This window comes from Streptomyces capillispiralis, from assembly GCF_007829875.1.
In the GTDB taxonomy this organism is placed as follows: domain Bacteria; phylum Actinomycetota; class Actinomycetes; order Streptomycetales; family Streptomycetaceae; genus Streptomyces; species Streptomyces capillispiralis.
In genome coordinates, this window is sequence record NZ_VIWV01000001.1 from 4,154,027 (window position 1) to 4,166,177 (window position 12,151).

General features: G+C 74.8%; 12 protein-coding genes, 1 tRNA gene and 1 pseudogene. 5 read left to right on the forward strand and 9 right to left on the reverse strand.

Annotation, left to right across the window (positions count from 1 at the left end; translation table 11 throughout):
* Window positions 1-35: 35 nt before the first annotated feature.
* The 4 genes from FHX78_RS17830 to FHX78_RS36820 all read right to left on the reverse strand — a co-directional run bounded on the left by FHX78_RS17830 (window position 36) and on the right by FHX78_RS36820 (window position 1,783).
* A tRNA-Ser gene (locus tag FHX78_RS17830) sits at window positions 36-120 on the reverse strand.
* Between the two features lie 45 nt (window positions 121-165).
* Window positions 166-597, reverse strand: coding sequence for a tRNA adenosine(34) deaminase TadA (gene tadA, locus FHX78_RS17835; protein ID WP_145872041.1), 432 nt, complete (start codon window positions 595-597; stop codon window positions 166-168).
* A 74-nt stretch (window positions 598-671) separates the two neighbouring features.
* Complete coding sequence (locus FHX78_RS17840; RefSeq protein WP_145872042.1) at window positions 672-1,211, reverse strand: tRNA adenosine deaminase-associated protein; 540 nt, start codon at window positions 1,209-1,211, stop codon at window positions 672-674.
* A gap of 338 nt (window positions 1,212-1,549) precedes the next feature.
* Complete coding sequence (locus tag FHX78_RS36820; protein WP_167531788.1) at window positions 1,550-1,783, reverse strand: hypothetical protein; 234 nt, start codon at window positions 1,781-1,783, stop codon at window positions 1,550-1,552.
* 138 nt (window positions 1,784-1,921) lie between these two features.
* Here FHX78_RS36820 and upp point away from each other — a divergent pair, with 138 nt between their 5' ends.
* On the forward strand, window positions 1,922-2,557 hold the full coding sequence (gene upp / locus FHX78_RS17845) for a uracil phosphoribosyltransferase (protein ID WP_145868439.1): 636 nt from the start codon (window positions 1,922-1,924) through the stop codon (window positions 2,555-2,557).
* Between the two features lie 395 nt (window positions 2,558-2,952).
* On the opposite strand, the gene FHX78_RS17850 is transcribed toward upp, so the two are convergent.
* From FHX78_RS17850 to FHX78_RS17865, 4 genes are all read right to left on the reverse strand, one after another.
* Complete coding sequence (locus FHX78_RS17850; RefSeq protein ID WP_145872043.1) at window positions 2,953-3,567, reverse strand: LytR C-terminal domain-containing protein; 615 nt, start codon at window positions 3,565-3,567, stop codon at window positions 2,953-2,955.
* Window positions 3,568-3,702: 135 nt separating this feature from the next.
* Window positions 3,703-3,999 carry a type II toxin-antitoxin system VapB family antitoxin gene (locus FHX78_RS17855; RefSeq protein WP_004943146.1) on the reverse strand — a complete coding sequence of 99 codons (297 nt, stop codon included), beginning with the start codon at window positions 3,997-3,999 and terminating at the stop codon, window positions 3,703-3,705.
* Between the two features lie 416 nt (window positions 4,000-4,415).
* Window positions 4,416-5,018 carry an HhH-GPD-type base excision DNA repair protein gene (locus FHX78_RS17860; protein WP_145868440.1) on the reverse strand — a complete coding sequence of 201 codons (603 nt, stop codon included), beginning with the start codon at window positions 5,016-5,018 and terminating at the stop codon, window positions 4,416-4,418.
* A 142-nt stretch (window positions 5,019-5,160) separates the two neighbouring features.
* Window positions 5,161-5,883 (reverse strand): siderophore-interacting protein, encoded by a 723-nt coding sequence (locus FHX78_RS17865; RefSeq protein ID WP_145868441.1) that lies wholly within the window; start codon window positions 5,881-5,883, stop codon window positions 5,161-5,163.
* Window positions 5,884-5,960: 77 nt separating this feature from the next.
* Here FHX78_RS17865 and FHX78_RS17870 point away from each other — a divergent pair, with 77 nt between their 5' ends.
* The 4 genes from FHX78_RS17870 (at window position 5,961) to FHX78_RS17885 (ending at window position 11,820) form a co-directional block, all read left to right on the forward strand.
* A complete protein-coding gene (locus tag FHX78_RS17870) occupies window positions 5,961-8,717 on the forward strand; it encodes a GNAT family N-acetyltransferase (protein ID WP_145868442.1) in 2,757 nt (918 codons plus the stop codon).
* The gene (locus FHX78_RS17875; RefSeq protein ID WP_145868443.1) at window positions 8,714-9,193 is read left to right on the forward strand and encodes a cupin domain-containing protein; all 480 of its coding nucleotides are present in this window, start codon (window positions 8,714-8,716) and stop codon (window positions 9,191-9,193) included. The genes FHX78_RS17870 and FHX78_RS17875 overlap by 4 nt, the downstream gene beginning before the upstream one ends.
* The gene (locus tag FHX78_RS17880; protein WP_145868444.1) at window positions 9,190-9,963 is read left to right on the forward strand and encodes an SDR family NAD(P)-dependent oxidoreductase; all 774 of its coding nucleotides are present in this window, start codon (window positions 9,190-9,192) and stop codon (window positions 9,961-9,963) included. Before FHX78_RS17875 ends, FHX78_RS17880 begins: the two co-directional genes overlap by 4 nt.
* A 153-nt stretch (window positions 9,964-10,116) precedes the next feature.
* The gene (locus FHX78_RS17885) at window positions 10,117-11,820 is read left to right on the forward strand and encodes a copper resistance CopC/CopD family protein (protein ID WP_145872044.1); all 1,704 of its coding nucleotides are present in this window, start codon (window positions 10,117-10,119) and stop codon (window positions 11,818-11,820) included.
* A 35-nt stretch (window positions 11,821-11,855) separates the two neighbouring features.
* Here the strand turns inward: FHX78_RS17885 and FHX78_RS17890 are convergent.
* Window positions 11,856-12,095 (reverse strand): annotated as a pseudogene (locus FHX78_RS17890) (ATP-binding protein); the annotation flags it as partial.
* Window positions 12,096-12,151 lie beyond the last annotated feature (56 nt).

Consider the following 12,151-nt stretch of genomic DNA (forward strand, 5'->3'; position numbering starts at 1 on the left):
GAAGGGCCCCGTCTGACGACGAGGCCCTTCACCAGCGGTAGCGGAGGGATTTGAACCCTCGGTGACTTGCGCCACACTCGCTTTCGAGGCGAGCTCCTTCGGCCGCTCGGACACGCTACCGAGGGAGACCTTACAGCACGGTGGGGCATGGTTCGAAATCGGTATTCACCGGCGGCGGAAGAACTCCGTGAGCAGCCGGGAGCACTCCTCGGCGAGCACGCCCTCGATCACTTCGGGCCGGTGGTTGAGCCGCCGGTCGCGGACCAGGTCCCAGAGGGAGCCGACCGCGCCCGCCTTCTCGTCCCGGGCGCCGTACACGACCCGGTCCACCCGGGACTGCTGGACCGCGCCCGCGCACATGGTGCAGGGCTCCAGCGTGACGACCAGGGTGCAGCCGGTCAGCCGCCACTCCCCGAGCCGCGCGGCGGCCCGCCGGACGGCGAGCACCTCCGCGTGCGCGGTGGGGTCGCCGCCGGCCTCGCGCTCGTTGTGCGCGGAGGCCAGCACGGTGGTGCCGTCCGGGGCGAGCACCACGGCGCCGACGGGAACGTCCCCGCCCGGGACGGCCAGTTCGGCCTCGTCCAGGGCGAGCCGCATCGCCGCCCGCCACCGGTCGCGGACCGGATCCGGCGGCGAGCCGGGTGCGCATGGGGGTGAGGTGGCCGGCACGGTCAGCGGACGGTCTCCAGGACCTCCGAGGCGCCCAGGGCCTCGGCGATCTCGTTGACGGCGTCCTCGGTCATGGATCGCAACTCCTTCTCGCTCACGCCCAGATCCTCCAGGACCTGCGCGTCACCGACCGGTCCGTGCGGCACGGCGTCGGCGGATCCGGTGGACGCGGGGCCGTCGTCGGCGTCCTCGTCGTCCGGCTCGCCGTCCTCCGTGCCGTCGAGGTCGAGGGCGTCCAGATCGGCGCCGTCGTCCCCGGGTTCACGGCCGAGCAGCTCGTCGGTGAGCAGGATCTCGCCGTAGCTGCTGCGGGCGGCCGCGGCGGCGTCGGAGACGTAGATGCGAGGGTCCTCCTCGCCGTCCACGCGGACGACGCCGAACCAGCCGTCCTCCTGCTCGATCAGTACGAGGACCGTGTCCTCGTCGGGAGAGGCTTCCCGGGCCAGGTCGGCCAGATCCGACAGGGTTTCCACATCGTCGAGCTCTGTGTCGCTCGCTTCCCACCCGTCTTCGGTGCGCGCGAGCAGTGCGGCGAAGTACACCGTGACTCTCCCACTGGTCATAGGCGTGCCGGTTGGGAATCCCCCCGGCGGAGGTGTGCGGGTGGGGGGTCGGCGTTCCGAGCCCCACCCACTCGGAATCGTGGCAGAAACAAGGCCGTCAGGGGACGTCTTCGGCTCCCTGTGTCCGGCGGTTTCGATCGCAGTTCGCCGGGTGGGCCCATCGAGGACCCACCAGCGAACTCCTTGTCGCCACGTGCGGATCGTACGCGGATCCGCCCGCCCTCTCCGCACGCCCACCGCACCCAACACCCGCGCGTCGCGCGATCTTCCCGGCACCACGGGCTCCGGTCGGCGGGACCGGAGCCGGGCGGGGCGTCCTACCAGCGGAAGGTGCGCATGCGCATCGCGTGCCGCAGCCGGGCCGCCTTGGCGCGGCGGGGCTGGACCCGGTCGCGCAGTTCCCGGGCCTCGGCCAGCTCGCGCAGGAACCGGGCGCGGCGCCGCCGCCGCTCGGCCTCCGTCTCGGACCCGGACGCGGACACGGACCCGGTCCCGGGCGGGCCGGAGGTCTCGTGCGACGACGGGACGTCTCGTTCTTCCTGCTCACGCAATCGGTTCACCACCCCAGTCCGTCCCTCCCACCTTCCCCCGGACGGGGGGTTTGACGCCAGCGAAGGAGTGACCGGTGCCCGGGAGGCTTGCCGCGTGCGGGGACGCCGAGCCCAGCGGGCCCGGTTAATGTTGACGCCATGCGTCTCCACGTCGTCGACCACCCCCTGGTCGCCCACAAGCTCACCACGCTGCGCGACCAGCGCACCGACTCCGCGACCTTCCGCCGTCTCGCCGACGAGCTGGTCACCCTGCTCGCCTACGAGGCCACGCGCGACGTGCGCACCGAACAGGTCGACATCCGGACGCCGGTCGAGGCGACCACGGGCGTCAAGCTCTCCCACCCGCGCCCGCTGGTGGTGCCGATCCTGCGCGCCGGTCTCGGCATGCTGGACGGCATGGTCCGGCTGCTGCCGACCGCCGAGGTGGGCTTCCTCGGCATGATCCGCAACGAGGAGACGCTGCAGGCGTCGACGTACGCCACCCGGATGCCGGAGGACCTCTCCGGGCGTCAGGTGTACGTCCTCGACCCGATGCTCGCCACCGGCGGCACGCTGGTCGCGGCGATCCAGGAGCTGATCAAGCGGGGCGCGGACGACGTGACCGCCGTGGTGCTGCTGGCCGCGCCGGAGGGCGTCGAGGTCATGGAGCGCGAGCTGGCCGGCACGCCGGTGACGGTCGTGACGGCGTCGGTCGACGAGCGCCTCAACGAGCAGGGCTACATCGTGCCGGGGCTCGGCGACGCGGGCGACCGGATGTACGGGGCGGCGGAGTAACGCTCCACACGGCGGAGTATCGCTCCACGCGGCGGGGCAACCACTGCGGGCGGCGGGGCCGCGGGAGCCCGGGCGGGGAGTAACCGCTCAGGGCGGGCTGGCCGCTGCCGCTGGTGGCCGGGCAATGGCCGCTGGTGGTTCAGGTGGTGATCCCGGGCTGCCGGGCTGCCGTCCAGGGCGGCCCGGTGACCGCTGTGGGCGGCCGGGCCACCGCCCCTCGTGGCCGAGGTAGCGCTCCGAACGGCCGAGCAACCGTCCCGGGCGGCGAGCCGCCACTCCGCACGGCCGGGCTGCCGTCCAGGGCCGCGGCGCAGACCCCCGGGGCGGCGGCGTAGCCACCCCGGGCGGCCGGGCAGTCGTCGCCGGTGGCCGCAGACGCCCCGGGGCCGTGCCGTTCAGCAGGTCTTCTTCGTCCCGGTGGGCGTCGGCGCGGGCGCGGTCAGGGCCGTCAGGGCCCGGTCGGCGTCCGCCTTCTTCGCGAGCTGCCGGAACGCGTCGCCGATGACGAGGTCGACCTCGCCGCCCTTGCGGGCGGGGTCGGTGCGCCGTTCGGCGCCGGCGAGCTGGGTGCCGAGCACCCGGAGCGAGGTGTCCAGGGCGGAGGCGGGGCCGAGCAGCACACCGGTGCCCTTGACCTTCTTGTCGTACTCCTTGGTCGCGTTGGCGACGTCGCCGATTTTGAAGCCGCGCTTCTTGAGCTCGTCGGCGGTCTTCTGGGCGAGACCCGCCCGGGTCGTCGCGTTGAGGACGTTGACGGTGATCGCGCCGGGCTCGGGCAGCGCCTTCGGGGCGGCCACGGGGCTCGGCCGGGTCACGCAGGCCGCCTTGGTGCCGGTCGCGGAGGTGGAGTCGCCGCCGCCGGCGAACACGTCGATGAGCTGGAGCGTGCCCCAGCCGCCCACGCCCAGCACGGCGACGGAGGCGACGGCCAGGACGACGAGCCTGCCGCGCCGCCGGGGTCGGCGCATCCGCGGGTACTTGTCGCCCGTGATCCGGTACTGGCCGCCCATGCCAGGTGGTGTGAGCATGCTCATGGGCGCAGCGTAGTGCGCCCGGGCGGCTCTGCCTACTAGATGATCATTCGATGGTGCGCAGTCCAACCCGAAAGGGCCAAACCGGCCCGCGCGGGCGGGGCCGGACGGGTGTCAGTCCAGCTCGAGGACGCGGGCGTGCAGCACCTGACGCTGCTGGAGCGCCGCCCGGACCGCGCGGTGCAGCCCGTCCTCCAGATACAGGTCGCCCTGCCACTTCACGACGTGCGCGAAGAGGTCGCCGTAGAAGGTCGAGTCCTCGGCGAGGAGCGTTTCCAGGTCGAGCTGCTGCTTGGTCGTCACGAGCTGATCGAGGCGGACCGGGCGCGGCGCGACGTCCGCCCACTGCCGGGTGCTTTCCCGGCCGTGGTCGGGGTACGGCCGGCCGTTTCCGATGCGCTTGAAGATCACACGGAAAGCCTACCGGTCAAGGCGTTCCGGGCGCAGCCATGGCGACGTAGTGCGACGCCGGAAAAGGCACCCGAAATGCGGGCGAAACGGGAACAGGGGTCCGAGACGAGCGAGCGGGAGAACGGGCCGCCGACCACCGTTCCGAGGCGCCCGGGGCCGCCCCCGCGCTCCCTGGGCGAACCCTGGGCAACGCGTCCGGCCGCGCCCTCACCCGGCCCGCCCTCCCGGTCCTCGCCGCGCCACCGCGCGCGTTGTGCACAGGCTGTGGACCGCACGGCGCCGCACTGCGCCGCACCGCACTGCGCCGCACCGCACCGCACTGCGCCGCGCCTCCGCGTACGAGCGGCCGGCTGAAGGGGACGCGGGCCGCGTCCGGTGCGCCACGGGCCGGCGGGGAGGGGGGAAGGCCCCGAGACCTACCCGGCGGTCTTCTTCGCGGCCTTGGCCGCCTTCGCCGCCGCCTTCATCTCCTGCTTGTGCGCCCGCACCTTGGCCAGCGACTCCGGACCGGTGATGTCGGCGACGGAGCGGAAGGACCGCTCCTCGCCGTAGGCGCCCGCGGCCTCCCGCCAGCCCGTGGGCCGCACGCCGAGCTGCTTGCCGAGCAGGGCCAGGAAGATCTGGGCCTTCTGCCTGCCGAACCCGGGCAGTTCCTCCAGCCGCTTCAGCAGCTGCCCGCCGTCGCCGACGCCCCGCCAGACGGCCTCGGCGTCACCGTCGTAGTGCTCGACGAGGTACCGGCACAGCTGCTGGATGCGGCCCGCCATGGAACCCGGGTAGCGGTGCACGGCGGGCTTCTCGGAGAGCAGCGCGGTGAAGGCGTCGGGGTCGTGTGCGGCGATCGCGTGCGCGTCCAGGTCGTCCGCGCCGAGCCGCCGGGCGATCGTCGCCGGGCCCTTGAACGCCCACTCCATCGGGATCTGCTGGTCCAGCAGCATGCCGGTCAGCGCGGCGAGCGGACTGCGCCCGAGGAGTTCGTCGGCCTCGGGGTCCTGGGCGAGGTGAAGGGTGACGTCCATGCGTCGATCATCCCGCGCCGGGCACACGGGCGCGCGCCGGTGCGAGGCCGGTCCGGCGGGGTGACGGAACGGTCCGGCGGGGTGGCGGAACGGTCCGGCGGGGTGGCGGAACGGTGCGGCGGGGAGCGGGGAGCGGGCGGGGTCAGGTCGCGCGCCAGTAGCCCAGGGCGTGCACCCGCTGCCGGGGCAGTCCCAGTTCCTTGCGGGCGTAGGCCGCGAGAGCGCGCGTCGTCGCCGTGTCGCAGGCGATCCAGACGTACGGGTCCGTCTCGTCCTTCAGCAGGTCCGGCAGCCGGGACGTCACCTCGGTGACGAGCAGCGCGCCCGCGTCGCCGCGCGGCACGCGCCGTACGTCGTGCAGGCCCGGTTCGGCGCGCAGGGGCAGCCCGTCCGTGTCGCCCTCCAGCCAGATCGTCGCCGGAGTGGTGCCGAGCGAGCCGAGGAGGGAGTTGATGGCCGGGAGGGACGCCGGGTCGCCGACGGCGACGACGTGGGACGGCTCGGGGTCCGGCCGGTCGAAGCCGGTGCCCTGGACGGTCGCCTCGATGGTGTCGCCGGGCCGTGCCGACCGCGCCCAGTCGCTCGCCCGGCCCTCGTGGAGCGCGAACTCCAGGCTGAAGGTGTCCGCCGCCGCGTCCGGGGCGACCAGTGTGTACGCGCGCTGGTGCGGCTTGCCCGCGTTGTCGAACCACAGCCGCACCCACATCGTCGGGTGCACGCCGGTCGCCGCCAGCATGCCGCCGTCGGTGAAGTGCACCCGCCGGTAGCCCGCGGTGACGTCCTCGGCACCCGTCACGGTGAAGGTGAAGTCCTTCGCCCGCAGCAGCTTGAGGACCGCGCCCTCCCAACCCCGCCCCTGCGCCATCTGCGTCTTCACCTTTCGCGTACGATTCCGCCACGATCTACTTAGGGAAGCCTAACCTAAAGTGAAATGAGGGCACAGTGACCGGCGAGATCTTCCGGGACCCCTGGGGCATCCCGCATCTGCGGGCGGACAGCGCGAACGACCTCGCGCACGCCCAGGGCCGGGTCACCGCCCTCGACCGCGCCTGGCAGCTCGAGGTCGAGCGCCACCGCGCCCAGGGCACCACGGCCGCCTTCCTCGGCCCCGAGTCCCTGCCCTGGGACCGCTTCGTCCGCCGCGCCCGCCTGGCCGACACGGCCCGCCGCTGCTGGACCGAGCTGGAACGGACGGACTCGGAGACCGCCGACTGGATCCGTGCCTACGTGGCCGGCGTCAACGAGGGGCTGGACGCCGCCGACGCCCCCGAGTTCGCGCGTACGGGACTCGCCCCCGGCCGCTGGGAGCCCTGGACCCCGCTCGGGGTCTGGCTCGCCACCCACATCCTCTTCGCCGGCTTCCCCGCCAAGCTCTGGCGCGAGCACGCCACCACCCACCTCGGCGAGGACGCGGTCGGCCTGTTCGCCACCGACGGCCCCGGCACCGCGGGCAGCAACGGCTGGCTGGTCGCCGGGGAACGCACGGTCACCGGGCAGGCGGTCATCGCCGGCGACCCGCACCGCTTCATCGAGGACCCCGGCGTCTACCAGCAGATCCGCCTGTCCTGCCCCGAGTTCGACGTCGTCGGCCTCGCTGTGCCCGGCGTCCCCGGCATCGCCCACTTCGGCCACACCGGCACCGTCGCCTGGGCCATCACCAACGCCATGGCCGACTACCAGGACCTCTACCGCGAGCGGCTGCGGCGCACCGGCGCCGGCGTGGAGGCACTCGGCCCGGACGGCACCTGGCACCGGGCCGCCCGGCACACCGAGACCGTCGAGGTGGCGGGCGAGGAGCCGGTCGAGGTGGAGGTCATCGAGACCGACCGGGGCCCGGTCGTCATCGGCGGCCCCGAAGGACTCGACGACGGCGTGCCCGAGCCCGGCGAGCCCCCGGTCGCCGTCGCCCTGCGCCACCCGCCCCGCGTCACCGGCGACCTCGGCTTCGGCGCCCTGCTGCCGCTGCTGCGCGCCCGCCGGGTCGCCGACGTCGACGCGGCCGTCGACCGCTGGGCCGAACCGGTCAACGTGGTCCTGGCCGCCGACACCGGGGGCGGCACCCTGCACCGGGTGGCCGGCCGGGTCCCGGTGCGCTCCGCGGCCAACCGGACCCGCTTGGTACCGGCGTGGGAACCCGGACACGAGTGGCAGGGGTGGCACGAGGCACCGCGCGCCGGACTGACCGAGGGCGTCGCCGTGATGGCCAACCAGCGCGGCCCGGCCGCGCCCCTCGGCGTGGAGTTCGCCCCGCCGCACCGCGCCGACCGCATCACCGAGCTGCTGGGACAGCGGACGCGCTGGGCCGCCGCCGACATGTCCGCCCTGCACACCGACACCCACCTCGCCTCCGCCGCCGCCCTGCTGGACCACGTCGCCGCACTCGACGGCCTGAGCGCCCCGGCCGCCGCCCTGCGCGACCGCCTGCTCCACTGGGACCGCCGCATGGACGCGGACAGCGCCGACGCGGCGGCCTACGCGGCGGTGCGCGGCGCGGTCGTACGGCGGCTGGCCGCGCACCCCGCCTTCGCCGCGCTGCGCACCCCGCCCGCGTACCCGGCGGTGTTCCGGCCCTGGCTCGCCCTCCTCCCGCGCATCGGCTTCGCCCTCGAACACCTCCTGCGGGCCCCGGAGCTGTACGGCGTCGACCGCCCGGCCGAGGTGCGCGCCGCACTGGAGGAGGTGGCCGAGCACCCGCCCGCCGGCACCTGGGGCGACACCCACCGCCTGGCACCCTGGCGCGCCCTGCCGCCCGGGACGCCGTACGACGAACCCGGTCTGTCCGGCGACCACGACTGCGTGCTGTGCACCTCCCCCGTGCCCGGCCTCACCGACCTCGCCGCCCGCGGCCCCGCCGCCCGCTACGTCTGGGACCTGGCCCGGCGCGAGGACAGCCGCTGGGTGGTGCCGCTGGGCGCCTCGGGCGTCCCCGGCTCCCCCCACCACCGCGACCAGCAGCCCCTGTGGGTCGCGGGCGACCTCGCCCCGGTGATCACCGACTGGCACCGGCTCCGCGAGGAGCCCGCAGGGCCCGGCCGGGACACGGACGACCACCCGGTGAACGACACCGACGCACGCCCCACGAGGAGACCGATGTCCGACCCGTACACCGCCCGCACGGCCGTCCACGAGCAGCTGGTCGACGGCTTCGGCCGGGTACGCGTCCTGCCGCTCGACGCGACCGCCGACGCGCCCCTCCTGCACCTATGGGTGAGCGGGGAACGCGCCGCCTTCTGGGGCATGAACGGCCTCACCGAGCAGCAGGTCGCCGAAATCTACGCGCACATGGCCACCCTCGACACCCACCATGCCTACCTCGTCCTCAAGGACGGCGAACCGGTCGCGCTGCTCCAGACCTACGAGCCGGAGGCCGACCGCGTCGGCGAGTGCTACCCCGTCCTGCCCGGCGACATCGGCGTCCACCTGCTGCTCGCCCCCGCCGCACCGGACGGGGCGCGGTCCGGCTGGACGGCCGGGCTGCTCACCGCCCTCACCGCGTTCGTCCTGCTGGGCCTGGACCGCCGGCGGGTGGTGGTCGACCCGGACGTCGCCAACGACAAGGCGGTCGCCCGCTTCCTGAAGCAGGGCTTCACGGCGGGCCCCGAGGTCGTCCTGCCGGAGGTCGACCTGCCCGACGTGTACCTCCCGGAGAAGAAGGCCCAACTCGCCTTCCTCACCCGAGAGGTAGCCTTCGGCGCATGACGCCCGACGAGCTCGTCGCCCACTACGGACTGGAGCCGATCCCCCGCGAGGGCGGGCGGTTCCGCCAGACCTGGGCGGGTCCGCGGCGGCCCGACGGCCGGCCCGAGGGCACCGCCATCGTTGCCCTGCTCACCGACGCCCCCGGCGACTTCTCGGCCCTGCACCGCCTGCCCGCCGACGAGATCTGGCACTTCCACCTCGGCGACCCGCTCCAGTTCCTCCTGCTCGCCCCGGACGGCACCTCCCGCACCCCCGTCCTGGGCCCCGACGTCCTCGGCGGCCAGCACGTGCAGCTCACCGTCCCCGCCGGCACCTGGATGGGGGCACGGGTGGCGGCGGGCGGCGCCTGGACCCTCTTCGGCTGCACCATGGCGCCCGGCTTCACCCACGAGGGCTACGAGCACGGCGACGCGGCGGAACTGACGGCGCGCCACCCGGACCGGGCGGCGCTCATCGCGGATCTGTGCCGCCCATGAGCGGCCAGGGCCTGCTCCGCGGCCAGGTCGCCCTCGTCACCGGCGCGGGCGGCGGCGTCGGCCGGGGCATCGCGGAGCGGTTCGCCGAGGAGGGCGCCGCCGTCGCGCTGCACTGCCGTACGGCGGTGGAGTCCGCGCGCGGCACCGCCGACCGCATCCGTGCGGCGGGTGGTGAGGCCGTCGTGCTGCGCGCCGACCTCACCGACGAGGACGCCTGCCACGCCCTGGTGGCCGAGGCCGCCGAGTGGGGCGGCGGCCGGCTGACCGCGCTCGTCAACAACGCCGGGATCCAGCCGGTCCGGGAACTCGCCGGAATGACGGCGGCCGAGTGGCGTACGGTCGTGGACACCAACCTCACCAGCGTCTTCGCCTGCACCCAGGCGGCCGCACGGCTCATGCGGGACCAGGACGGCGGCGGCTCCGTCACCCACATCGCCTCGGTCGAGGCCCACCGCCCGGCCCCGGCCCACGCCCACTACGGCGCGTCCAAGGCGGCGGTGGTGATGCACGCCCGCTCGGCCGCCCTGGAGTACGGCCCGTGGGGCGTGCGCGTCAACACGGTCTCGCCCGGCCTGATCGACCGGGAGGGCCTGGCCGACGCCTGGCCGGAGGGCGTACGCCGCTGGCAGCGGGCGTCCGCCGTGGGCCGGCTCGGCCGCGCCGAGGACGTCGGCGACGCCTGCGTGTTCCTGGCCTCACGGCTCGCGTCCTGGATCACGGGCCACGACCTGGTGGTGGACGGCGGGGTGTCGGCGCGGCCCACCTGGTGAGCCGGTGAGCGAAGCGGGCCACCTGTCCGTACGTATCCCGGAGCCGGACGGCCGGAGGGCGGGTACGACGTGGAGCGACGGCGGAGCGGGGCGGCGGACGGGGGCGGGCGCGGCCGGGCCCCGGCCCGCGGCACCCGGCGACTTCGGGGACTGGTGCTGCTGGGTCCCCTGCTGGTCCTGTTCCTCCTCGGCAGCGCGGCCCCGGCGAGTGCCCACGCCGCCCTGCGCGGCACCGACCCCGAGGACAAGAGCGTCGTCGCGTCGGCGCCCCGGCACATCACCCTGACCTTCACGGAGTCCGTCGGCCTGCTCGAGGACTCCTTCCGCGTCTACGCACCCGACAACCGCCGGGTCCCCCTGGGCGAGCCGCGGCACGCGGACGGCCGCTCCGACACCGCCCGCACCGGGCTCCCCGGCGGCCTCGCCGACGGCACCTACACGGTGGCCTGGCGGGTGGTCTCCGCCGACAGCCACCCGGTCTCCGGCGCCTTCACCTTCTCCGTCGGCGCCCCCTCGCCCACCCCACCCGCGGCGCGCGTGGCCCCCGCCGAGCACCCGGTCACCGCGAGCCTCTACGACACCGGCCGCCATCTCGCGTACATCGCCGCCGCCCTGCTGATCGGCACGGCGGCGTTCGCCGGGCTGTGCCGCCCGCCGGACCCCGCCCCGCTGCGGCTCCCGCTGCTCACCGGCTGGTGGACCCTGCTGGCGGCCACGGTCGTGCTCCTCGTCCTGCGCGCCCCCTACGAGACCGGTACCGCGCCGGGCACCGCCTTCGACACCTCCGCCCTGGCCCGCACCCTCACCGGCCGCCCGGGTCTCGCCCTGCTGGCCCGGCTGGCCCTGCTCCTGCTGACGGCGGCCGTCTTCCTCCTCCTCTCCCGGCGCCGCGCACCGGCCGCCCGCACACCCCCGGCCCACCTGGCCGCGGGCGCCGCCCTGGCCGTCGCCCTCGCCCTGACCTGGGCGGCGGCCGAACACGCCTCCGCCGGCATCCAGGTCCCGGTGGCGATGACGTCGTCCGTCCTGCACCTGCTGGCGATGGCGTGCTGGCTCGGCGGCCTGACCGCCCTGCTCCTCACCCTGTACCGCGCGAAGACCCCGCCACCGGCCGCCACGGTCACCCGCTTCTCCCGCCTGGCCTTCGCCTCGGTGACCGTCCTGGTCCTCACCGGCGTCTACCAGTCCTGGCGCGGCCTGGGCTCCTGGAACGCGCTCAACGACTCCCCGTACGGCCGCACCCTCACCGTCAAACTCCTGGTGACGGTCCTCCTGCTGGCGGCGGCGGGCCTCTCCCGCCACTGGACGACCGCCCTGGCAGCAGCGGAGACACCGCCCCCGACCCCCCACAAGCCCACCCCCGACCCCCGCCGCGCCCTGCGCCGGTCCGTACTGGCCGAAGTGACGGTGGCGGTCGTCGTGCTGCTGGTCACCACGGTGCTGACCGGCACCCTCCCGGCCCGCGCGGAGGCCGAGGCGGCCGAGGCACCGCGACCGCAGGTGGCCGGCCTCCCCGGGGCGTCGGCCCTCACGGTCCCCTACGACACCGGCACACCGGGCGGCCGGGGCTCGGTGCAGATCACCATGGACCCGGGCCGGGTGGGCGAGAACGGCCTCCAGGCGGTGGTCTTCGGCCCCGACGGCGGCCTGGTCACCATCCCGGAACTGCGCCTCTCCTTCACCCTCGCCGCCCGGGACATCGGCCCCCTGGACGCGAAGCTGACCGACCGCGGCGGCTACTGGGCCACCAACGACCTCACCCTCCCCCTCGACGGCACCTGGACCATGAAACTGACGGTCAGGGTCTCCGAACTGGACCAGGTGACCGAGACCCGAAAAGTACGCATCACCCGCTGACGCCGGCGCACTGCGACCTAGCGCTCGGTTCCTGCTCATGCCCTGCGCCAAGCGCTGAGCAGTTCCTCGGGGCCGTACACCGCCCGGAGGCCGGAACAACCGACCCCGTTGCGGGAGACCGCCACGAGCGGTACCGGCTCGTCGGTGATCGCTGCCCGGTGCTTCTGCAGTGCGATCAGGTCGTGGCTGTCGAACGGGGAGTTCTCCAGCCACTTGACCGAGCCGAGGAAGAGCAACCGCTCGGCCACCGGTTGCCGGTCGGCGCCCACCAAGTCGGGGGAGCCCTTGGGGATCGCGAGCTCAGCACCTGTTCCGAGACCGACTGAGACGG

What these genes read in the sequence shown, in the direction of transcription:
- FHX78_RS17860 (WP_145868440.1), bottom strand. Translation starts at nt 5,018, where the DNA reads ATGGACGTCACCCTTCACCTCGCCCAGGACCCCGAGGCCGACGAACTC.
- FHX78_RS17850 (WP_145872043.1), bottom strand. Translation starts at nt 3,567, where the DNA reads ATGGGCGGCCAGTACCGGATCACGGGCGACAAGTACCCGCGGATGCGC.
- tadA (WP_145872041.1), bottom strand. Translation starts at nt 597, where the DNA reads ATGCGGCTCGCCCTGGACGAGGCCGAACTGGCCGTCCCGGGCGGGGAC.
- upp (WP_145868439.1), top strand. Translation starts at nt 1,922, where the DNA reads ATGCGTCTCCACGTCGTCGACCACCCCCTGGTCGCCCACAAGCTCACC.
- FHX78_RS17875 (WP_145868443.1), top strand. Translation starts at nt 8,714, where the DNA reads ATGACGCCCGACGAGCTCGTCGCCCACTACGGACTGGAGCCGATCCCC.
- FHX78_RS17865 (WP_145868441.1), bottom strand. Translation starts at nt 5,883, where the DNA reads ATGGCGCAGGGGCGGGGTTGGGAGGGCGCGGTCCTCAAGCTGCTGCGG.
- FHX78_RS17880 (WP_145868444.1), top strand. Translation starts at nt 9,190, where the DNA reads ATGAGCGGCCAGGGCCTGCTCCGCGGCCAGGTCGCCCTCGTCACCGGC.